The organism is Pseudomonas sp. CCI4.2 (assembly GCF_034350045.1).
Lineage (GTDB): Bacteria > Pseudomonadota > Gammaproteobacteria > Pseudomonadales > Pseudomonadaceae > Aquipseudomonas.
The window spans coordinates 4,264,520-4,285,035 of record NZ_CP133781.1 but is presented as its reverse complement, the minus strand read 5'-3'; the positions used below and the strand labels follow the sequence as shown (position 1 = coordinate 4,285,035).

At 57.2% G+C, this 20,516-nt stretch carries 19 protein-coding genes and 2 pseudogenes; 10 read left to right on the top strand and 11 right to left on the bottom strand.

Annotated features, from left to right (window positions below; translation table 11 throughout):
- Positions 1–10 precede the first annotated feature (10 nt).
- On the bottom strand, positions 11–901 hold the full coding sequence (locus tag RHM65_RS19415) for an alpha/beta hydrolase (protein WP_322170102.1): 891 nt from the start codon (positions 899–901) through the stop codon (positions 11–13).
- 148 nt (positions 902–1,049) lie between these two features.
- Between RHM65_RS19415 and RHM65_RS19410 the strand changes: the two genes are divergently transcribed.
- The 3 genes from RHM65_RS19410 (at position 1,050) to RHM65_RS19400 (ending at position 3,382) form a co-directional block, all read left to right on the top strand.
- Positions 1,050–1,685, top strand: a complete 636-nt coding sequence (locus RHM65_RS19410) for a TetR/AcrR family transcriptional regulator (RefSeq protein ID WP_322170105.1) — start codon at positions 1,050–1,052, stop codon at positions 1,683–1,685.
- 45 nt (positions 1,686–1,730) lie between these two features.
- Positions 1,731–2,714, top strand: coding sequence for an MDR family oxidoreductase (locus RHM65_RS19405; RefSeq protein ID WP_322170108.1), 984 nt, complete (start codon positions 1,731–1,733; stop codon positions 2,712–2,714).
- A gap of 74 nt (positions 2,715–2,788) precedes the next feature.
- A complete protein-coding gene (locus tag RHM65_RS19400; RefSeq protein WP_322170111.1) occupies positions 2,789–3,382 on the top strand; it encodes a CGNR zinc finger domain-containing protein in 594 nt (197 codons plus the stop codon).
- Between the two features lie 19 nt (positions 3,383–3,401).
- Here the strand turns inward: RHM65_RS19400 and copD are convergent, their stop codons facing one another.
- The 3 genes from copD to RHM65_RS19385 form a co-directional block, all read right to left on the bottom strand.
- Positions 3,402–4,280, bottom strand: a complete 879-nt coding sequence (copD, locus tag RHM65_RS19395; RefSeq protein WP_322170114.1) for a copper homeostasis membrane protein CopD — start codon at positions 4,278–4,280, stop codon at positions 3,402–3,404.
- Positions 4,281–4,284: 4 nt separating this feature from the next.
- Positions 4,285–4,662 carry a copper homeostasis periplasmic binding protein CopC gene (copC, locus tag RHM65_RS19390; protein ID WP_322170117.1) on the bottom strand — a complete coding sequence of 126 codons (378 nt, stop codon included), beginning with the start codon at positions 4,660–4,662 and terminating at the stop codon, positions 4,285–4,287.
- Positions 4,663–4,946: 284 nt separating this feature from the next.
- A complete protein-coding gene (locus RHM65_RS19385; protein ID WP_322170120.1) occupies positions 4,947–5,513 on the bottom strand; it encodes a tetratricopeptide repeat protein in 567 nt (188 codons plus the stop codon).
- A gap of 267 nt (positions 5,514–5,780) precedes the next feature.
- Here RHM65_RS19385 and RHM65_RS19380 point away from each other — a divergent pair, with 267 nt between their 5' ends.
- The 3 genes from RHM65_RS19380 to RHM65_RS19370 all read left to right on the top strand — a co-directional run bounded on the left by RHM65_RS19380 (position 5,781) and on the right by RHM65_RS19370 (position 9,181).
- A complete protein-coding gene (locus RHM65_RS19380) occupies positions 5,781–6,386 on the top strand; it encodes an NADPH-dependent F420 reductase (RefSeq protein ID WP_322170122.1) in 606 nt (201 codons plus the stop codon).
- An 88-nt stretch (positions 6,387–6,474) separates the two neighbouring features.
- On the top strand, positions 6,475–7,392 hold the full coding sequence (locus tag RHM65_RS19375; RefSeq protein WP_322170124.1) for a site-specific integrase: 918 nt from the start codon (positions 6,475–6,477) through the stop codon (positions 7,390–7,392).
- A gap of 460 nt (positions 7,393–7,852) precedes the next feature.
- On the top strand, positions 7,853–9,181 hold the full coding sequence (locus tag RHM65_RS19370) for an OprD family porin (protein WP_322170126.1): 1,329 nt from the start codon (positions 7,853–7,855) through the stop codon (positions 9,179–9,181).
- Positions 9,182–9,251: 70 nt separating this feature from the next.
- On the opposite strand, the gene RHM65_RS19365 is transcribed toward RHM65_RS19370, so the two are convergent.
- Entirely contained in the window at positions 9,252–10,076 is an 825-nt protein-coding gene (locus RHM65_RS19365; RefSeq protein ID WP_322170129.1) for an AraC family transcriptional regulator, read from the bottom strand.
- 135 nt (positions 10,077–10,211) lie between these two features.
- Between RHM65_RS19365 and RHM65_RS19360 the strand changes: the two genes are divergently transcribed.
- From RHM65_RS19360 to RHM65_RS19350, 3 genes are all read left to right on the top strand, one after another.
- The gene (locus RHM65_RS19360; RefSeq protein ID WP_322183921.1) at positions 10,212–10,730 is read left to right on the top strand and encodes a carboxymuconolactone decarboxylase family protein; all 519 of its coding nucleotides are present in this window, start codon (positions 10,212–10,214) and stop codon (positions 10,728–10,730) included.
- A gap of 287 nt (positions 10,731–11,017) precedes the next feature.
- On the top strand, positions 11,018–11,683 hold the full coding sequence (locus RHM65_RS19355) for a hypothetical protein (RefSeq protein ID WP_322170135.1): 666 nt from the start codon (positions 11,018–11,020) through the stop codon (positions 11,681–11,683).
- A gap of 298 nt (positions 11,684–11,981) precedes the next feature.
- Positions 11,982–13,361, top strand: a complete 1,380-nt coding sequence (locus tag RHM65_RS19350; RefSeq protein ID WP_322170137.1) for a CoA transferase — start codon at positions 11,982–11,984, stop codon at positions 13,359–13,361.
- A gap of 16 nt (positions 13,362–13,377) precedes the next feature.
- On the opposite strand, the gene RHM65_RS19345 is transcribed toward RHM65_RS19350, so the two are convergent.
- The 6 genes and pseudogenes from RHM65_RS19345 to RHM65_RS19320 form a co-directional block, all read right to left on the bottom strand.
- A complete protein-coding gene (locus RHM65_RS19345) occupies positions 13,378–14,202 on the bottom strand; it encodes a sulfite exporter TauE/SafE family protein (protein WP_322170139.1) in 825 nt (274 codons plus the stop codon).
- Positions 14,199–15,470, bottom strand: coding sequence for an FAD/NAD(P)-binding oxidoreductase (locus tag RHM65_RS19340; RefSeq protein WP_322170925.1), 1,272 nt, complete (start codon positions 15,468–15,470; stop codon positions 14,199–14,201). Before RHM65_RS19340 ends, RHM65_RS19345 begins: the two co-directional genes overlap by 4 nt.
- 288 nt (positions 15,471–15,758) lie before the next feature.
- Positions 15,759–16,388, bottom strand: a pseudogene (locus tag RHM65_RS19335) (MBL fold metallo-hydrolase); the annotation flags it as partial.
- A 419-nt stretch (positions 16,389–16,807) separates the two neighbouring features.
- Complete coding sequence (locus RHM65_RS19330) at positions 16,808–17,791, bottom strand: aldo/keto reductase (protein WP_322170141.1); 984 nt, start codon at positions 17,789–17,791, stop codon at positions 16,808–16,810.
- Between the two features lie 154 nt (positions 17,792–17,945).
- Positions 17,946–18,629: an RES family NAD+ phosphorylase gene (locus RHM65_RS19325; RefSeq protein ID WP_416194774.1), complete on the bottom strand. Its 684-nt coding sequence runs from the start codon at positions 18,627–18,629 to the stop codon at positions 17,946–17,948.
- Positions 18,626–19,033 carry an MbcA/ParS/Xre antitoxin family protein gene (locus RHM65_RS19320; protein ID WP_322170142.1) on the bottom strand — a complete coding sequence of 136 codons (408 nt, stop codon included), beginning with the start codon at positions 19,031–19,033 and terminating at the stop codon, positions 18,626–18,628. Before RHM65_RS19320 ends, RHM65_RS19325 begins: the two co-directional genes overlap by 4 nt.
- A gap of 348 nt (positions 19,034–19,381) precedes the next feature.
- On the opposite strand from RHM65_RS19320, the pseudogene RHM65_RS19315 reads away from it, so the two are divergent.
- Positions 19,382–20,515 (top strand): annotated as a pseudogene (locus RHM65_RS19315) (autotransporter outer membrane beta-barrel domain-containing protein); the annotation flags it as partial.
- Position 20,516: the final 1 nt, after the last annotated feature.

The window sequence follows — 20,516 nt, the reverse complement described above, 5'->3', positions numbered from 1 at the left end:
CCTGAGGTGTTCAGCGGATAGCGTCTCCCAGCACCTCGACGATGCGCTGGGCTATGTAGTCGGCATGAGTTTCCAGCGCAAAGTGGCCGGTGTCGAGCATCTCGATCACCGCGTTAGCGTTATCGCGTTTATACGCCTCGGCGCCGGGTGGAATGAAAAACGGATCATGTTTGCCCCAAATCACCAGCGCAGGTACTTGGGTCTGTTTGAAAAAAGCCTGAAACGCCGGGTACAGCGTCAGGTTGTTGGCGTAATCGAGAAACAGGTCCAGCTGAATATCAGCGTTGCCCGGACGCTGCATCAGCAGCACATCCAAGGTGTACGACTCCGGCGCAATCAGTTCCGGGTGGGTGACGCCATGCACGTATTGATAGCGCACACCGTCGAGGTTCAGCACCGCCTCGCGAATGATTTCCCGGTTGGCCGCACTCGGCGTTTGCCAATAATTACGAATCGGCTCCCACGCGTCGCCGAGGCCTTCCAGGTAAGCGTTGCCATTCTGGGATATCAGCGCGGTGACCCGCTCAGGGTGCGCAACCGCCAGCCTTAGGCCGACTGGGGCGCCGTAGTCAAACACATACAGCGCGTAGCGGCTCAGGCCCAGCACCTCAACAAAGCGTTCAACGGTTTTTGCCAGGCTGTCGAAGCTGTAGCGGTAGTCCCGTTCGGCAGGCACGTCGGTGAAGCCGAAGCCCGGCAGATCCGGTGCGATGACGCGGTAGCGGGTGGCCAGATGCGGGATCAAGTCGCGGTACATGTGCGATGAACTCGGGAAACCGTGCAGGAGCAAAATCACTGGGGCATCAGGCGCGCCGGCTTCGCGGTAGAAAACCTTTACGCCGTCGGCATCGACGTGTTGGTAGCGAACAGTGGTGGTGGCGTGAGCCGGGTAAGTGGTCATGGCAACGGTTCTCGATAAGCGACGAATGAAGGGGACGTTTATTTTTCCGCCATTCGTTGTAACCTGTCAAATAGTATTTTATAGGTTACATGGCTGTTTTCTTGGCAGTGGCATTGACATTAAAGACGATCAGTCTAGTATTCCGTGGATGACAACACTTAGCGCTAAACCACGGGGTCCAGGCCGTCCGCCCAAGGTCGACAGAGACAACTTTGAAACCCGCGACGCATTGATTCGTTGCGGGACTGAGGTCCTGACCGAGCAAGGGTTCATGGCGACTGGCATCGACAGCATTCTTAAGCGGGTCGGTGTGCCAAAGGGCTCGTTCTACCATTACTTCGACAGCAAAGAGGCGTTCGGCCGAGCGGTGTTGGACCATTACGCGGCATTTTTTGCACGCAAACTGGATCGCTGGCTGTTGGACGAAACACTCTCGCCGTTGGAGCGGCTGGCGGCTTTCGCCCAAGACGCCAACCTCGGAATGGCCCGTTATGACTACCGGCGCGGGTGCATGGTCGGCAACATGGGCCAAGAGGTCTGTGTGTTGCCGGAAGGGTTTCGCGCCGCGCTCGAAAGCATTTTTCTCGATTGGCAAGCACGGTTGACGCGGTGTTTAAAGGCGGCCCAATCAGCGGGGGAATTGTCGGTGACGGCTGACTGCGCTGAATTGGCGGCGTTTTTCTGGATCGGCTGGGAGGGCGCTGTGTTGCGCGCTCGGCTGGTTCAAAGTGGCAATCCATTGAATACCTTCATTGCGGGCTTCCTGCGGGGCTTACCGCAGTGATTTTTTGATCTATTACTAGACGATCGGTCTATATCGGAGGCATGCATGTTCAAGGGCATTTTGATCGAGAAAGACGAGGCGGGTTATCGCGCAGGCTTGAGCGAGATCAGCGAAGACCGACTTCCACCCGGCGACGTCACCGTGCGCGTGTCTTACAGCACGTTGAACTACAAAGACGGTTTAGCGATTACCGGCACCGGGCCTGTGGTGCGCAAATTTCCGATGATTCCGGGCGTGGATTTGGTGGGCACGGTGGAGCACAGCAGTGACGCCCAATTCAACGTCGGGGACGAGGTGTTGCTCAACGGCTGGGGCGTCGGCGAAGCGCATTGGGGTGGCCTCGCCGAAAAAGCCCGGCTTGAAGGGAAATGGCTGATTGCGTTGCCCACGGGTTTTACCGCTGCACAGGCCATGGCCATCGGCACGGCCGGGTACACCGCGATGCTCGCGGTGATCGCCTTGGAAGAGCACGGTCTGCACCCGGATAAGGGCGATGTGCTGGTGACTGGGGCCAATGGTGGCGTCGGCAGCTTCGCGGTGGCTATTTTGGCGAAGCTGGGTTATCGCGTCGTGGCCTCCACCGGGCGCGTTGCCGAAAGCGAGTATTTGAAACAGCTGGGTGCCGCCGAGATCATTGAACGCGCCACCTTGTCAGAACCCGGTAAACCGCTGGCCAAAGAGCGTTGGGCCGCCGCCATTGATTCGGTCGGCAGCCACACGCTGGCGAACGTCTGCGCCGGCATCAAATATCGAGGCACCGTGGCCGCGTGCGGCCTGGCGCAGGGCATGGAATTTCCGGGCACGGTGATGCCGTTTATTTTGCGCGGCGTGACCTTGGCGGGCATCGACAGCGTCAATCGGCCTCGGGCTGACCGGATTGCCGCTTGGGAACGTCTGGCGAAAGATTTCGACGTGTCGTTGCTCCCGTTGATCAGCCACGAAATTGGGCTCAGTGAGGTGGTCGAGGTTTCAGCTCAGTTGATTGCCGGAAAAGTCCGTGGTCGGGTGGTGGTGGACGTCAATCGCTGAGTAGTCGATCAGTCTGTAACTGTTCATATCACCCTATAGGGGTTACGATGGCAGCCTTGATTCAAGGAGGCACCATGGCTACCGTCACCCCTGATGCGCACTCGAACGAACCGGCTCTTGTGGCCGATGACCCGATTCTGGACATGCTCAACACCCGAGCCAATGTCGATGGAATATTGATCGATTTCTGGCGGCACGACGCCGATGTAGCGCGCTGGCTGATACGTGCCGGCTGGTTTGACGCCTCGGGAATCCCGACGTTTGCCGAAGGCGCGTTATTGGCGGCCGCCGTTGAGCTGCGCGAGATCATTCGTGTGGGCATTGAGGAGCGTAAAGCCTGGATTCTGGGTAATCCAACCGCATTGAATGCCTACTTGCGCAAAGCGCTGAGCCACCCGCAACTGATCTGGGATGCCCCGGACACATTGCGCCTCGAACGTGTGCGCAAACAGCAAACCGCTGAACAGTTTCTCGCGCCGCTGGCGGAAGCCGCTGCGCAACTGCTGGTGGGTGGCGATTTTTCGCTGATTCGCACCTGCGAACATTCGGACTGCGTGCTGTGGTTTTATGACCGTACCAAGTCCCACAAACGCCGCTGGTGCAGCATGGCGCAATGTGGCAACCGTCATAAAGTGGCTGAATTTCGCAAGCGCAAACTACAGGTCTGAAACGCTTTGGTGCCGGCCGTCAGGTCGCCAGCATGGGCGGCAGTGTTCCCAACAACGATACCGCCGCCACCGCCAGTAAACCGAACAGGCACTCCACGGCGATGCTCGTGCGCAGAACATTGAATTGTTGAGCGTGATGATTGAGTAGCAACCGATTAAACAGCGCCAACAGCAGCATGCACAGCACTAGGCACACCTTGATCAGCAAAATCAGTCCGAACCCGGACAGTGCGGGTTCTGGCCATAACGCGCCGCTCATGACCCGGACGTTGATCAGGCCAGTGGTGATAATCAACGCCACCAAGCCGTAGCCGACGCCACTGAACCGCAGCAGCAGCGGCAGGACATGGTTGGCGGGCGCCGAGTTCACCATCAGCAACGACAACAGCAACAAGCCGCCTAGCCACGCACCTACGCCGTACAAGTGGACAAGTTGATTGAGGATCATCAACTCACCGAGCGTGCCATCGAACATCGCCCCATGACCGACCGGCGCCAGTGTTGCGAGTAGCAACGCGGCGAGGATCAGGCGCAGGGTGGGCGAAGAGCGTCGAGGTGAAACCACACCGACCAACAGCAGGGCGTTCAGCAGCAGATGGACGCTCCAGACCTTGCCAAAAAATGTTTGTTTCAAGACCAGCGCAAGGGTGTTTGGATCGAACCCTTCTTGCCAACTGCCCGCCATGCTCGCGGCGATAAACACCAGCAGCAGCACGCCACTGACAAGGGCCAAAGGAATCAATGCGCGTGCGCACCACGTGAGCTTTGTGTCTAGCGCAGCGGTGTCTACGGTCTTTAGCTGGACGCGGAAGAACCCTGTCCGAAACAGGCAGCTTCCAAACAGCAACAAGACTGCAGCAAAGTGCACGAAACGGCACAGGATGAGCGCGGTTTGCATGAAATTAAGGGCTTACCGTGAACGCGTATGAGCCATCGCTCTTATGGGTATCGACCGAAACCGCGTGCCATTCGACGTGGTATTGACCGGCAACCAGCAGCGCCGCCGGGGTCACAATCAGGATTTTTTTATCGTCTGCAGCAGTGGCAATGCTTTTTACGCTAACGGCTTTACCGGTGTCGGTCGTGAGAACCACCTTGGTGAATTTTTCCTCGACGCCTTCGGAGAAGTTCAGGCGTAATTCTTTAGGCGCGCTCACGGTGCTGTCAGCCGCGGGTGTCTGGCTTTGCAGGTGAGCATGGGCGAAGACGGAGGTGGCAGTGACGAACGAGGCGAGCAGGGCGAACGAGGTCATGGCTTTCTTAAAACGTTGGGCAGACATTCGATTACCTTTTTTCAGAGCGGCGGTTCAGGCTGGTGTCGTAAAGCGACGCGCTAATAGACCAGAATCGAGCGACCGATTCCAGCCATGATCGCGGCTATTGCTGCGCGCAGATGTCGCATCCAGCGCGCCCCGTGCTGTTGACGCGACAGCACCAAGCTGTAGGTGCGCAAGGTTCTGTCTCAGCTTGGCCCGGAGGTGGATAGTTTTCGCGATGACGGCCTGCGAATTGAGCCAGGCAGTGACGGCCCGGAGGACACCGGGCCAAGCGTGCCCGCTAACGGTCACGTCCGTGAGGAGTGATTGATGGCGTGAGCCAAATCACGGTATTCCTCGCAGGTCGTGCTGCACAGGGTTTTGATGGTTGCCAACTGTTCCTTGGCCAAATCCAGCTGCCCCTTGATGACATAGGCCTCGCCCAAGTATTCGCGGACTTGCGCGTAGTTAGGGTCCAGCGCCACGGATTTCAGGTAATAGCTGATGCCTTCATCGGTGCGGCCCAGTTTACGGGTGGCATAACCGCGGTAATTCAGTGCCTTGGCCGTGTTCGGTTCTTTCAGGGTGTCCAGCAGCGAAAGCGCCTCTTGGTAGCGCCCGGCCTTGGCCAGTCGGTAGGCGTAATCGGTTTTGTCCGCATCGGGAGTCAGGCTGCTTTGTTGATTCACGCAGGACTTGGTTTTGGTGTCGTAGACCTGGCCCTTGGGACAGTTTGGTTTTTTCGGCGTGTCCGATTCATCGCTGTCACCGCCGGAGGCCAGCACCTGCGCGCTTAACAACGTGGCAGCCAAACAGCCCGCCAAGAGCAAAGCCGAAGGACGACGAGCGGATCTTGTGGTGGTATTTTTGTTCATGAGCAGCTCCGATTGAACTAATTTGTTAACACAATGGGTTGGTGACAACACACCCTGAGTGGGCTACGCGACAGCGCGGCCCCTCCTAAAGACCTGCGACAACGCGGTGTTGGTAAGTGAACACCTATGAGGGTAGGTTTATTCAGCCGTCGCAAGAATTTATTTCAGAGCGTTGGTCTCGGTTTTGGCGAATTAATTCCTCGCTCGGAAGCGAAGCTATAATTTTCGCGTTTGGCCCATTTTTGTCTACTGCATTAAGGGGGAACCATGAACATCGGAATTATTGGCGCGGCAGCTGTCGGTGAAACCTTGGCGGCAGAATGTATTCGTGCGGGCCATGAAGTGCTCCTCAGTAACCGCAGGGGACCCGCTAGCCTGACGTCGCTGATTCATCGGCTGGGTCACAAAGCCAAGGCCGGCACGCTGGAGCAGGCTGCGGCGTGCAATCTGGTGATACTGGCGATTCCTTGGGTCAGCGTGGCGCAAGCGTTGCCGGCTTTACCAAAATGGGAAGGGCGCATCCTCATCGATGCCACCAATACCTTCCTCAATTACTTGCCCGATTACAAAGTGGCCGACCTGGGCGACGACAGCGGCAGTGAAATCATTGCCCGCCTTGCACCGGACGCCAGGGTGGTCAAGGCGTTCAATACCTTGCCTATCGCTGGTTTCTTCACTGGGGCGCCCGATGGCCACAGGCGCGTAGCGTTTCTCGCTGGAGACGATGCCCAGGCCAAGGCGTGCGTCACCGACCTGATCAAGTCCCTGGGGCTGGCGCCCATCGACCTCGGCCCGTTGGCCAGTGGCGGGCGGCAGATGCACTTGGGCGGGGTATTCAATGGTGCCGAGCTGTTGAAGCCTGACGAACGCTGAATATTAAAATACTGTTTTTATTCAGTTAGTTAGCCGCGATGGTTGTGGTGTAGAGTGGCTTTTTTCGACCCTAGAAGGCCGTTATGCCATGTCGCTGGGTGAGGTACACAATCCGTTGGCGCTTTATCTGGCGCGACTAGCACCGTCGAGTCAGCTCACGATGAAGTACGTGCTGCAAGACGCAGCGGATCGCTTGGGGTTCAGCGAGACCGACATTCACGACGTGCCGTGGCACGAACTGCAACCGGGGCATGTCATCGCCCTGGTGGCGACCTTGCGCGAGGATGGTTACGCGCCCAACACTTCATCGCTGTACGTCAATGCGATTCGCGGTGTGACCAACGAGGCGTGGCGGCAAAGCCTGATCAGTCACGAACACTTGTTAAAAATGCGTTCGGTAAAACCCATTGCCGGAACGCGCCTACCCAAAGGAAAGAACATTCGACGCTCGCTCATTCGCGAACTGATGGATGTCTGTGCCGCAGACCCTCGGCCACAGGGCAGACGCGACGCGGCGATCATCGCCATCTTGTATGGCTCGGGGATGCGCAAGTCAGAATCGGTGAACCTGGATCTGGCGCAGATTGATTTCGCCGAGCGCAGTTTGCAGGTGACGGGCAAAGGGAATAAACAATTGATCAAATACGCGCCTGCATGGGCGTTCACCGTGCTTAACGACTGGCTTGAACTTCGCCGGAGGTCCCTGCCAGAAGGCCAGGGCGACGACGCTTTCCTGTTCAACCGTATTCGTCGCGGCGCTCATATCACCCGTGAGCGGGTCACCAAACATGCGATCTACTTTATCGCTAAGCAGCGCGGACGGCAGATTGGCATGGACATCATGCCCCACGATTTTCGGCGCTCATTCATTACGCGGGTCATAGAAGAGCACGACCTGTCCATCGCCCAAAAGCTCGCCCATCACACCAACATCTCGACCACTGCCAGCTATGACATGCGCGATGACAATGAGCGCCGTCGAGCGATTGACCGGTTTGATCTCTGATCAATACCACCGCATCGCAGCCATAAAAAAGCCACCGCACGAAAGGTGGGGTGGCAAAAAATGTGTAACCAAAGGATCGATGAAGTGGAGCAGCCAAATCGTTGCCTCCTGATGCGGAGTCAGAAAGCGGTCGAGGCGTGGTCGGTCATCGAGACGCACCTTAACATCGCCATGAATGTTGAACTATTACGTTAGTCGATACTGACTATCATGAAAATCGACATAAACGGTAGGGAACTTCGATGTTAAAAGTTGTACCGCACGGGGCGATCCCGTGATTAAAAAGATAAAAACAGGGCTGGATTGCCCGTGATTTCACCGTGATTTCAGTACACGGTCTTGATGTAAAAGCCATCTGCCAACGCACAACTATCGTTAATCCATTCGCCTGAACTCAGGGGTATTCCCGTTCTCAGGTGTTTGATGGCGATGGCATATCAGAATTAGGGGATCGTCAAAAATGATGTCTGTTAAGTGGAATCTTGTGACCCTCGCGGTCTCTCTTGGCGTTTGCCAGTTCGCAGCGGCGGGTGTCGTTAGCGATCAAGCTGATGCGAAAGGATTTATAGAAGACAGCAGTCTTAACGTGCACCTTAGAAACTATTATTTCAACCGAGATGTAAAAAACGGCGGCGCAGACCGCAAAGACTGGACCCAGGGCATCCTGGCCAACTACAGCTCGGGTTTCACCCAAGGCACTGTCGGTTTCGGCGTTGAAGCGTTCGGTAACTGGGCGTTCAAGCTTGACGGCGGTGCGGGGACAACCGGAACCGGTAACCTGCCGGTGCAAGGCAACGGCGCCCCCGCAGATGAATACGGTCGGGCAGGCGGTGCGCTGAAAATGCGAATCTCCAAAACCGAGCTGCTCTGGGGCAATCTGCAACCCACGGCGCCAGTCTTTGCTGCCGGTGGTTCACGACTAATGCCGCAGACCGGTACCGGTTTCAATTTGCTGAGCAGCGAAATTAGTGGCCTCGAACTGGATGTCGGGCACTTTACCAGCGGCAATGGTCCGGTCACGACCAACAGCGAGCATGACCTGTTTGCCTCTTACGCCAACGTAGCGGCCGATAGCATCAGTTATGCCGGCGGCAAATATGCGGTGTCTGACGCGCTCTCGCTCAGTGTTTACGGGTCTGAGCTTGAAGATATCTGGCGTCAGTACTACGCCAACGCTAACTACACCTTGGCGATCTCGGACCTGCAGTCGTTGAACTTCGATTTCAATATTTATCGCACTAACGACGAAGGGTCGGCCAAGGCCGGCGATATTAGTAACACCGCGTACTCAATGGCAGCGGCTTACACCTTCCTGATCGCACACACCGTCACTATTGCGTACCAGAAAGTCCACGGCGATACCCCGTTCGACTACGTGGCATTTGGTAAGAACGGCCCAGGTGACACCGCTGACTCTATTAACCTGGCCAACTCAATTCAGTATTCCGACTTCAACGGTCCTGGCGAGAAATCCCTGCAAGCGCGTTATGACCTGAACATGACAAGTTACGGTGTTCCTGGACTGGCCTTCATGGTTCGTTATATCCACGGTGATGATATCGACGGGACGCGGATGGCCGCTGACAGCCCTTATCGTGCTTATGGTTATGGCGCAAACGGTAAACACCACGAAACCAACCTTGAAGCCAAGTACACGGTCCAGACTGGGCCGGCCAAGGACTTGTCCTTGCGCATGCGTCAGGCATGGCACCGGGGTAACGCGGATCAGGCCGAAGGCGACGTCAACGAGTTTCGTTTGATCGCGGATTACCCGATCTCGATCTTCTGATAACCCACCGGCGATAGCCTGCGGTTAAGAAAAGTCCGACGACGCCCCAGGCGACGTTGGACTTTATGGTTTATGACGTTTGGCTGCGCAGCCAGTCGCGCGGGCTGGTGCCGGTCTTGCGTCGAAAGGCCCGGGCGAGGGCGGAAGAGCTTTCATAGCCCACTTCGTCGGCAATCAGTGCGATGGGTTTGCCGTCCCGCAAGCGCTTTTGCGCCAGACTAATGCGCCAGCTCATCAAGTAATCCGCAGGCGGTTGCCCGAGCACGCTGTGGAAATGCGCAGCGAAGCTCGCTCGGGACATGTTGGCCGCCGTGGCCAGCTCAGCCACCGTCCACGGTTGCTGGGGATTGGCATGCATCTGGTTCAATGCCCGTGACAAACGCGGGTCGGCCAGCCCGGCCATCATGCCGCTTTCCATGCCATGGGTTGCCAGCAAATACCGCAACAACTGAATCACCAACAGCTCGAACAGGCGGTCCATTGTCGCGTCACGCCCGCAGTCATCCCCCGACGCCTCGCGAAACAGCCACTCCAGCGTGACCCCGAGCATGGCCACGTCTGCCAGCGGCAATAGCAGGTAGTCAGGCAGCGCGGACGACAGCGGATTATTCACTCCGCCGTTAAAGTTCAGCGACGCACAGACCAACCGCGTGCCATCCGCTTCGGTGGAACTCAGCCGGTGCCTATACGGCCGAGGGAAAAAAATCAAAGTGGGCTCAGTAATCAATTGCTCGCGGTTATCGGCCAGGCGGAGTTTGATCTGCCCCGCTTGCAGCAAATGAATATGGCCGCGTGGCTCTTCGTCGTCGAACGCAGAAATCCCGCAAAAGTCACCGCTGTGAAACGTTCCGGCGCTGACACCAAAGTGCGTCAAGAGGGCAGACAAGCGATCCATGGATGACCTCAGAAAAAACAGTTTTTTGGACGATATGTCGCATAACGGCGACGATTCGGATCCGATGGTACATGGATTGTTCCTAACATAGGCCCCGTCGGCGCATACCGCGACCGAATACTTCGGAGAATCACTATGTCACGCATCCCTGCTCTGAGCCTTGAACACGCACCCGCCGCTTCCGTGCCCTTGTTGGAAGGGGTGAAAAAAAGCTTCGGCATCGTGCCAAACGTCTTCAAAACCCTGGCACATTCACCTGCAGCTCTGGGAGGCTATCTGCAATTTTCCCAAGCCTTTGGCAAGAACTCGCTGAGCGGGGTCGAGCGTGAGTCGATTGCGCTGGCCACTTCCCAAGTCAATGGTTGTGAATACTGCTTGGCTGCGCACACGTTGTTCGGTAGTAAAGCGGGACTGTCCGCCGACGCGATCCGCAGCGCCCGTGATGGCGACTTGAGCGCTTATACGGTGTTTGCCCGTGAAGTGGTGTCCACCAAAGGACGTGTGAGCGATGAGTCCCTGGTTGCTGCCCGTGCTGCGGGCCTGACCGACGCCAAGATCGTCGAAGTCGTGACCCAAGTCGCGCTGTTAACCTTGACCAATTACCTCAACAGCGTGGCGTCCACCGACGTGGATTTCCCTGCCGTGGAGCGTTAACAGACCGTCTGTAGCAGCCAACTGGTTGGCGATAGGCCGTCAGCGCCATGCGTGTCAATCCAGGCGCTTCGCCAACCAGTTGGCTCCTACAGATGGCGTAGCGATCAACGCGGCAATCACTTGCCGACGCCGGCCATTTGCTGCCTTTGATTTGTAAGCATCTATGACGCGGTTAATCTAAGAATGCCTTAAATCGTGCCCCGCAGGGCATATCGTCCGGCTGGCACGTGCTTTGCTCAGAATTCGGGAGATATATTTGTACAACGGCACTTATTGGAGTAACTGAAATGAGTTTTATCAGTGGCCTCGGTAGGACGGACTATTCAATTCCGGTAGTACGTTCCGCCTCCCAGTCGCCCGAAGCTGATTTCCTCAGTTTGAGCGATTCGACGGTTCAACCGACTGCAGTGGGTAGTAGCAGCGCGTCGGCTCAGTCAAGCGCGTCGAGCCAGCAAGAACAGGACCGTGAAGAAGCGTTCGCGAAAATGATGGTTAACCTGCAAAACCCCATGGGCCAAGTGGCTTCGACGGACAGCAGTGACAGCAGTGATAACCTCACCGCCGCTTCTGCAGTGGGCGGTGTGACCAACGCCAGTAGCGCAACCGGCACCACCGGCACCACCGGTACGCAAAGTGCGGCGGATCAGTTCAAGGATTACATGGCGCTGACGCCTGCTCAGAAAATGCGTTACGGCGCATTGAAAAGCATGGGGCTGACCGAGGCTGATCTTAAAGCCATGTCCCCGGATGCGGCAGCCAAGGTAGAAACCAAACTCGCTGACATCATCAAGAAACAAACGGAAATGCAGGCTGCTGCAGCTCAAAGTGGTGGCGCGGCAGGTTCCGGCACCAGCGCCAGCACCGATGACAAAGGCAACACGTTCCTGAACAGTGCGTTAGTGAAAATGACTCAGGCGGCGAATGAAACCAACGCCAAGCTCGATCTCGCATAACTCGTGAAACATCTGGCCCGCGTTACTGCGGGCAGGAACCTGCAATAACAGTGGGTAATGCTGCGTGTTGTGTAGCAAGCGCAGGACAATTGTAGGGATGCCGAAGGCTGCGAAAGCGGAACGGCCTGGGTTTTCATTGAAGAGGTTGATAGCAAGCAGACTTAGATACTGTGGGAGCAGGCTTGCCTGCGAAGGGGCCGATCATCATCTCGCTGATGTCGACCTGATACCTGGGTCGTCTGCATTGACGCTTTCGTCCGGTTCGCTGCTAAGGTGTCCTTTGTGCTGAGGAGGCCTGATGCGCGATATCCAATACTTGCACGCTCTATGGCAACTCTGCGGGTTGCCGTCCGAAGCGCTTAACTTCGTCCAGCTTAGCGGCGGTGACCCGGTATTCCCCTCGTCTTTTGCGGTCGGTAGCGCTGCGCAACTTTCTATTGCCGCGGCGGCGCTGGCGGCGTGTGAATTGAGCTATGTACGAGGTGGTGCTCGGCAGAAGGTTGCCGTAGACACGCTGCACGCTGCTGTCGAATGCAGCGGTTGGTTCAGCCTCGACGGGCGCGAGCCAAACCTGTGGGACGCTTTTTCTGGGCTTTACCGTTGCGCCGACGGCTATGTGCGCATTCATGCGAACTTCGCCCATCATCGCGAAGGCGCGTTACGCCTGTTGGGCTTGTCTCCCGCGACCACACAGCGCACCGAGGCTGAACAGGCGATGTTGCGTTGGCGGGCGCTGGATCTTGAACAGGCCGCCGCTGAGCGGGGCTTGGTTGCCACGGCCTTGCGCAGTTTTGATCAATGGGACGCCACTGCTCAGGGTCAAGCGATCCTCGCCAAACCGTTAATGACCCTCTCGCGCATCGGCGATGCAGAGCCCCTCGAACTGCCTTCGCTTGCCCACGATGAGCGTCCGCTGTCTGGGGTGCGCGTGCTTGATCTCACACGGATTCTCGCCGGTCCTGTCGGTGGTCGTGCGCTGGCTGCTCAGGGGGCGGATGTGCTGTTAATCAACTCGCCCAACCTGCCAAACATCGAAGCCATCGCCGACACCAGCCGCGGGAAACGGTCGGCGCTGCTGGACCTGCACACCGAGCAAGACCGCGCCGCGCTTTGGCGATTGATCGACGGCGCCCACGTCTTCTCGCAAGGGTATCGGCCCGGCGGATTGGCCGCTTTGGGCTATTCCCCTGAAGCGTTGGCCGAACGTCGCCCCGGTATTGTCTATGTGTCCCTGACCGCCTACGGCACGGAAGGGCCGTGGGCGGGGCGGCGGGGGTTTGACTCATTGGTACAAACTGCCATGGGCTTCAATCATGGGGAAGGTGAATCCGCCGGCGAAGGCATTCCCCGTGCGCTGCCAATGCAGATACTCGATCAGGCCACTGGTTACTTGATGGCCTATGGCACGGCCGCCGCCCTGTACCGGCAGCAAACAGAGGGTGGCAGTTGGCACGTGCAGGTTTCATTAGCGCAAACCGGGCAATGGTTACGTAGCTTGGGCCGTATCCCCAACGGTTTTAGCCTCGATAAACCCAGCGTCGACCCTTGGCTTGAAACCTCAACCTCCGGCTTTGGTCAGTTGCACGCCGTGCGGCCAAGTGCGCAACTGGAACGCACTCAGCCACGTTACAGGTTGCCGTCCATGCCGCCAGGCAGCGCTGAGCCGGTATGGCTCTAGGTTTCACAAGCACAGGCTAAATCTTCATCCCCAACGCGCTGGTCGCGAGCATCAGCGAGGCAATCATTCCGACCAGGGCAAAGGCTTGTTGCAAGCGTGGGCCCGCCAGGCGGTGGGCGATTTGCCGGCCGCCAATTAATCCCACCACCGCACCGAGGGCAAAGGGAACGCCAGCCTCCCAATACATCACGCCGGTAAGCGCGGCGGTGGTTACGCTGCCGATGGACACCAGCGCGATGACGGCGAGGGAGGTGGCGACGACGCTTTTCATCTCAAGGTTGGAATACCGCGTCAGGGCCGGGATGATGACGAATCCGCCGCCCACGCCCAATAGCCCCGACAACAGACCGCACAGCAATCCGGTGAAGGTTAACGCGCGTGCACAGGGCAAGGTCCAGCGCAGTCGGCCCTGAAGCGGATTCAGCACGCACGGCAATGCGGCGGCGCGGGGCGCGGGTGCGCCTTGGTGAATCTCGCGATTGGCTTTTCGCAGCATACGGATGCTGGCGTAGAGCAACACCGCCGCAAATACCAGCGCCAACGGTTGATTGGGTAAACGGTGAGCGATGTACAAACCCACAGGCGCTGCAAGAATGCCCATCACGGAGATGAAAGCCGCCGCGCGGTATCGAACCACGCCCTGACGCAGGCCCAGAATCGCGCCCACTGCTGCGGCCAAGCCAACGGCCAACAGCCCGACAGGCGCCGCTTGCACCATCGACAGTCCGAGGCCGAAGACCAAGACTGGAACAGCCAGAATGCCTCCGCCAGCACCGGTCAGGGCCAAAATCGCCCCGATGACCGCGCCTAACGCCACCCCCAGTAAATCGTGCTCCATCATTTATCGCGCTCGGTATTGGCAATGACGGGCGCCGCCAGCCATTCATGGCCCTTGAGCATGCAATGCCAATACAACGGCGGCAGCAATCGCTCCTTCAAAAACCAGGCCAAACGGGAGGGTTTCAGGCCATTGATGAACCACGGCGCAAAGGTTGGAGCCAAGGTGCCGCCATAGGTGAACTCAGCCAACACGATCTTGCCGCGTTCAACGGTCAGCGGGCATGAACCGTAGCCATCGTAAGTGGCCAAGGATCGTTTACGTCCCAGCGCCACCAGCACGTTGTGGGCAACGACTGGCGCCTGTTTGCGCGCGGCCGCCATGGTTTTGGCGTTGCTGGTGTTGGTCACATCGCCGAGGCCGTGCACGTTAGGGTACTGGCGGTGCACCAAGCTGGCGGGGTCTACGTCGACCCAGCCAGCCTTATCGGCGAGTGGGCTGTTACGAATGAAGTCCGGCGCGATTTGGGGTGGAACAACATGCAGCAGGTCAAACGGCTCAACCACCGTGTCCGTGACGCCATCTGAAGAGGTGCGTTTAAACGTCGCCAGCTTGCCTGGCCCGTCCACCGCGACCAGGGTGTGCGTGAACTTCAGATCTACGGCGTATTTCTGGATGTACGCCATGAGCGCGGGTACATAATCTGCGACCCCGAAGAGGGTCGCGCCGGCCGAATAAAACTGGGTCTTGATCTGTGATTGACGGTCGTTTTTTTGCCAGTAATCGCAGGATAAGTACAAGGCTTTTTGCGGCGCGCCAGCACACTTGATCGGCATCGGCGGCTGGGTAAACAGCGCCCGGCCATGTTTGAGTGCCTTCACCAACTGCCAAGTGTACGACGCTAAATCGTAGCGGTAATTGGAGGTTACGCCGTTCGAGCCCAAGGTTTCGGTCAATCCCCGTATCGCCTCCCAATCGAGCTTCAACCCAGGGCAGACGATCAGTTGTTCGTAGCCGATGATCTGACCGTTTCCCAGAACGACGGTATTGGTTTGCGGTTCAAAGGCAACCACTGCCGCTTTGATCCACTGTACGTTGTCGGGGATCACCGAGGCCATGGCCCGAACGGTGGATTTTCCAGCAAAAACGCCACCGCCCACCAGTGTCCAGCCTGGCTGGTAATAATGGACCTCGGCAGGGTCGATGATCGCGATGTCGAGGGTCCGGTCCCTCGCTTTCAAGCTTGACGCCGTGGCGATACCTGCCGAGCCCGCGCCGATGATAAGGATTTGGTGATGCGCATCGGCGTGGCGAGAGGGCGATTGGGTCACGGTGTCGCTGGCGGTAATAGCCGGTTTTCCAAGGGTGTTGATCGGGATTTTCAAGTACTGAATGCCGTTCGCTTCTGGCTCAGGCAGATGGCCGCTGCGCATGTTGACCTGCACCGACGGCAGGATCAAAACCGGCATCTCCAGCGTGGCATCTCGCGCTTCGCGCATGTTCACGAAGTCGTCTTCAGTGATGCCTTCCCGGACATGGATATTGCTTGAGCGCTGATCCGCCACGGTGGTCATGAAAGCGATGGGCCGGCCGTTCGGGCAATAGTCGTGGCACATGAAAATTCGGGTGTCGGCGGGAAGTTGGAGAATTTTTTTAATCGAGCGAAACAGCGTTCTAGCGTCGCCGTCGGGAAAATCGCAGCGAGCGGTGCCGTAGTCGGGCATGAACAAGGTGTCACCGACAAACGCGAGGGAGTCGCCTTCGTTTCGGACCACATAGGTCATGCAGGCGGGCGTATGGCCGGGGGTGTGCATTGCTGTCGCGTCTAGCGTGCCAATCCTGAAGGTGTCGCCGTCATTGAGCAGTACATCAAATTGGCTGCCGTCGTGGCTGAAAGTGGCACCGCAATTGAACAGCTCGCCAAATACCTGCTGAACCTGTTTGATATGACTGCCAATGGAGATTTTTCCACCGAGCTTCTCTTTCAGGTAGGTCGCAGCAGACAGGTGGTCCGCGTGCACATGGGTCTCGAGAATCCATTCCACTGAAGCCCCCAACTCAAGCACCCGTGCTATCAGGCGATCAGCCGCGTGGGTATTGGTATGGCCGGATTTTGGGTCGTAGCCCAGAACGCTGTCGATCAGCGCGCAATGTTGGGTAGACCGATCAAGCAGCAGGTAGCTGAAAGTTGAGGTTGTTTCGTCCAAAAAAGCTTCGACATGGATCTTCTCACCAATAATCACGTGCATCTCCGAAGGCGTAATGCCAGCCGCAAGGCTGACAGTCTGGATGTTGCTTTGATGACTGCATTGGGTTTTGCCATTGCGCCGCTACGTTATCTGACAGCTCATACCCTGCGGCGTCTGGACGACGGGCTTCCTCTTATCACACTACTTTTAAGCTTTTACAAACGAAGGTTGGCGCTGATCCTGGCAGGTATATCCCGCCTTTATGGGGTTGCGGGCGGGCAGCCCTCCGCAGGAGCCAACTTGTTGGCGAAGGCCCTTCGGACTTATCGTAGCCTTTGGCTCTTACAGAAAATGTGCACATCACCAGAGTCTGTGGGACCGAATTTATTCGGGAAGGCTTCAGTCCTGACACTCTGCACCTTCAAGCCACACAATGCGCAACACGTTTACTGCGCAACAGCGCGGCGTCAACGACGGGGCTATTCAAACCCCGACACGGCGTGGGGTATGTACGGGGCTTCCAGACGGTGGATCTCATTCGGGTCGAGCTTCAAGGTCAACGCAGCCATGGCATCGTCGAGGTGCTGAGGTTTGCTGGCGCCCACCAGTGGCGCTGTTACCCCCGCTGACTGTACGACCCACGCCAAGGCAACTTGCGCACGGGGTACGCCACGCTCGGCGGCGATGGTGGCCACGGCTTCCACCACCTTTCTATCCGCATCGGCAGTCTGCTCGGTGTACAGGCTTTTGCCGAAGTCATCGGAATCGGCGCGGGTACTGCTTTGATTCCAGTCGCGGGTCAGGCGGCCACGGGCCAGTGGGCTCCAGGGCAATACAGCAATTGCGTGATCACGGCACAATGGCAGCATCTCACGCTCTTCCTCCCGGTTGAGCAAATTAAGGTGGTCTTGCATCGACACAAAGGGCGTCCAGCCATTGCGTTGCGAGGTATGCAACGCTTTTGCGAACTGCCAGGCGTACATCGACGAAGCGCCGATGTGCAGGGCTTTACCGGCCTTGACTACATCGTGCAGCGCTTCGAGGGTTTCTTCGATGGGCGTGTTGTAGTCCCAGCGGTGGATTTGATACAGGTCGACGTAGTCAGTACCCAGTCGGCGCAGGCTGTTGTCGATTTCATTGAAGATCGCCTTGCGCGACAGGCCGCCAACGTTTGGCGCTTCCCGCGAAGAGAAAAACACTTTGGTAGCAATAACAATCTCATCGCGCCGGGCAAAATCGCGCAGGGCTCGACCGACGATCTCTTCAGAGGTGCCGTCCGAGTAGCTGTTAGCGGTGTCGAAGAAATTGATCCCCAGCTCCAGGGCCTTTTGGATCAACGGGCGACTGCTCTGCTCGTCAAGCGTCCAAGGGTGTTTGCCGCGCTCAGGTATGCCGTAGGTCATGCAGCCTAACGCGATGGGCGAAACCTTCAGGCCGGTATTGCCCAATGAGACGTAATTCATGGGTGTTCTCCACGTTCAATGAGTGTGCGAACGGCGCAACGTTATTCGAGCATTGCGCAGGTTGGGCCCTCGCTTGGGCTGATCGTTCAACTCTGCAGACGTGGGCGACCCTACCTACACCCTTCACCGTCCTGACCCTCGGGGCGCAGACGCCTTAAATCACCGGAGTGATTTCAAAGAAACAGCCGATCTTTTGGCTCTTGGCGTCCCACACGTAACGCATATGTTTGCCTTGCACCGGAATTGACACCGCTGTCGGGCGAAACGCTGCAGTGCATTCATGGCCCGTGGCGCGGACGCTGTTGTACAAAATCCCCCAGGATTTTGCCCCGCGAAGCTTTTTCGCGAACGCCTGTGCAACCCCATAGTGGGCGGGGTCGGGGTCATGCAAATGGCCGAAATCAGCACGAATGTCGTGCATCGGCTTCACCACTTTATTGACGTAGGTGCGCATGGTCAGCTCAACGTCAGGCTCTTGGGTGGCGGCAAGAAATCGTTCCTGATGAAAGCTTGTTTCTGCGATGGCGGCGGTCTGGCTGTTGGCGGCGTAATAAATGCCAAACGTCCCATCGGTAAACCGGCTGACCCTGCCAATGTGAGTAAAAGCTGCCATCACCGGTGTAGAACCGGGGCCTGACACACAATCTTCCGGGCTAACCCGACTGATGACACCTGCTTGTTCAGCCAATCGATCATTGGTCAGCGATTCCAGGGCGTAGGCCACCTGCAATTCTGAGGGGTCCAGAATGTCTTCGAACAGGGTGATCGGCGGGAACGAGCTGCTGATGATTCGATAGGCGTTGTCCCACGCGGGTATCTCCTGTTTCGGCAGCATCATCCGCGTACCCCATCCAGATAACGGCGCACATCGGCAATATCAACAACGCGACCGGCCAGCATGTACTTAAGCGCCGTTTGACCATTAAACGGCGCGGCAGTGTTGGGGCTGCTGACCCAGGCGTACACCCGATCATGGTTGTTGCTGAAAATAATGCTCAGTGCCTTGTGAATACCCATCAGGTACGAGATCCGCTCCAAGGTGTCATGGGGCAGTCGAACACTGGGCAGCCGTTTGTATTTATAAAAAGTGGTGGTGCTGATCGAACCCAAGAGCGCTCGCTGCTGATCCGCCGAACAGCCCCATTGCTCCATCAGACCGAAGAAGAATTTCAACGCCACCCGGCCCGCCTCCGGGGTGTCTACGCTATGAACGGCGGGGTGGACGGTGCTTGCGTTTGCCATGGCCAACGCTCCTTGACGGTGGGTAACGGGTTGTCAGTCTAGTACGCATGCGTAATAAATCAATGAATAAATGCGGATGCGCATGTTTTGTGCTGGAGTATTAACTGGAAGTGGCGATATTTCAACGGTGCGACTAGGGTCAATAGTGAACCCAAGGATCGGGTTGGCTTAGAACAAGCCTCTCCCGCTTAACCTTTGAAAATAAAGGAGGGTACTTACGGCGACGTTTGGTGTAAGTGCCCGGCCAGGAGAACAGGGATGCTAACCGTTAACCAAGCCTTGCGATTTGTTAAATACAATACCGTGTCGAAGCATGGACCTGCTCGGGCAGTAGGGTCCGTAACCTTAGTGTGCGCGATCAGTCTTACGGGGGTGGCAAAGGCGGACTGTACGTTAATTGCATCGGCAGGCAACGACGTCTATAGCTGCAGCAGTGGTAGCAGCACGGGGTTGACCGATTTGTCGGGTGCTAACAGTCTGGTATTTCCCGCCGGCGGTACCGGCACGGTTAATGGGAACATTGTTTTTGGCCCTCAGAATGATGTCATTCAAATGGATTCGGGAAAAATCCTCGGGTTAGTTGATCAAGGCGATGGCGCCAACGTATTTAAAATAAGCGCCGGAACCGTGAGTGGTGACGTTTCACAGGGCAGCGGTGTTGATAATTTTCAAATGACCGGGGGCACTATTGCATCGCTGACCCAGGGGGACAGTCGCGATGTTTTTGTCATGACGGGAGGTACCATCGTCGGCGGTTTTGATGATGGTGATATCGCCAAGATGACCGGTGGCACTATCGGCCGCGTCAACATGAAGCTGGACGACAACCTCTTTGATATGTCGGGCGGCACTATCTTGGGTAACCTGGTGACGGGCTTTGGTGACGACACGATTATTGTGTCCGGGGGCACTATAGGCGGCAATATCAGCGTCAGTGGCGGCGACGACCGTATTACCGTTACCGGCGGTGTTATAAACGGTGAAATACGCGCCAGTAGCGGTAATGACAGGTTTATTTGGAATGCCGGAGGTTTGATCAAGTCGTCTATTTTGATGGGGGACGGTAATGACACGGCGTTTATTAGTCATTTGACCGAAGACACGCTGTCTCTAACCCCCTCGGTGGACGGCGGACTGGGTAATGACACCTTGACCTTTGACAACAGCTCATCTGCTGGTGCCGCCCGGTACATCGGATGGGAGTCAGTCAACCTCACCAATAACAGCCGGTTTAACTTGGCCGGAGATTTCTTTCTGGGTGACAGTTCCAGTGGCACCGGCAGTTTCACTATCGACAGCACCAGCGCATTGCAGGTGACCCATGGAGCGGTCAGGCCCTACACCTCTGGGCAACTCACGACCCTGACCAACGCTGGCGTTATAGACATGACCAGCGCAAGTTCGAGTGCTGCGGATACGCTGTCGGTGTACGGCAACTATGTCGGCCGTGGCGGGCAGTTGCTACTTCAAACAGTGTTAGGGA

Excerpts from the sequence above, each read along its gene's own strand:
- RHM65_RS19415 (WP_322170102.1), bottom strand. The coding sequence starts at position 901 with ATGACCACTTACCCGGCTCACGCCACCACCACTGTTCGCTACCAACAC.
- RHM65_RS19375 (WP_322170124.1), top strand. The coding sequence starts at position 6,475 with ATGTCGCTGGGTGAGGTACACAATCCGTTGGCGCTTTATCTGGCGCGA.
- RHM65_RS19410 (WP_322170105.1), top strand. The coding sequence starts at position 1,050 with ATGACAACACTTAGCGCTAAACCACGGGGTCCAGGCCGTCCGCCCAAG.
- RHM65_RS19380 (WP_322170122.1), top strand. The coding sequence starts at position 5,781 with ATGAACATCGGAATTATTGGCGCGGCAGCTGTCGGTGAAACCTTGGCG.
- RHM65_RS19350 (WP_322170137.1), top strand. The coding sequence starts at position 11,982 with ATGCGCGATATCCAATACTTGCACGCTCTATGGCAACTCTGCGGGTTG.
- RHM65_RS19400 (WP_322170111.1), top strand. The coding sequence starts at position 2,789 with ATGGCTACCGTCACCCCTGATGCGCACTCGAACGAACCGGCTCTTGTG.
- copC (WP_322170117.1), bottom strand. The coding sequence starts at position 4,662 with ATGTCTGCCCAACGTTTTAAGAAAGCCATGACCTCGTTCGCCCTGCTC.
- RHM65_RS19355 (WP_322170135.1), top strand. The coding sequence starts at position 11,018 with ATGAGTTTTATCAGTGGCCTCGGTAGGACGGACTATTCAATTCCGGTA.
- RHM65_RS19330 (WP_322170141.1), bottom strand. The coding sequence starts at position 17,791 with ATGAATTACGTCTCATTGGGCAATACCGGCCTGAAGGTTTCGCCCATC.
- copD (WP_322170114.1), bottom strand. The coding sequence starts at position 4,280 with ATGCAAACCGCGCTCATCCTGTGCCGTTTCGTGCACTTTGCTGCAGTC.
- RHM65_RS19360 (WP_322183921.1), top strand. The coding sequence starts at position 10,212 with ATGTCACGCATCCCTGCTCTGAGCCTTGAACACGCACCCGCCGCTTCC.
- RHM65_RS19385 (WP_322170120.1), bottom strand. The coding sequence starts at position 5,513 with ATGAACAAAAATACCACCACAAGATCCGCTCGTCGTCCTTCGGCTTTG.
- RHM65_RS19405 (WP_322170108.1), top strand. The coding sequence starts at position 1,731 with ATGTTCAAGGGCATTTTGATCGAGAAAGACGAGGCGGGTTATCGCGCA.
- RHM65_RS19320 (WP_322170142.1), bottom strand. The coding sequence starts at position 19,033 with ATGGCAAACGCAAGCACCGTCCACCCCGCCGTTCATAGCGTAGACACC.
- RHM65_RS19370 (WP_322170126.1), top strand. The coding sequence starts at position 7,853 with ATGATGTCTGTTAAGTGGAATCTTGTGACCCTCGCGGTCTCTCTTGGC.
- RHM65_RS19345 (WP_322170139.1), bottom strand. The coding sequence starts at position 14,202 with ATGATGGAGCACGATTTACTGGGGGTGGCGTTAGGCGCGGTCATCGGG.
- RHM65_RS19325 (WP_416194774.1), bottom strand. The coding sequence starts at position 18,629 with ATGATGCTGCCGAAACAGGAGATACCCGCGTGGGACAACGCCTATCGA.
- RHM65_RS19365 (WP_322170129.1), bottom strand. The coding sequence starts at position 10,076 with ATGGATCGCTTGTCTGCCCTCTTGACGCACTTTGGTGTCAGCGCCGGA.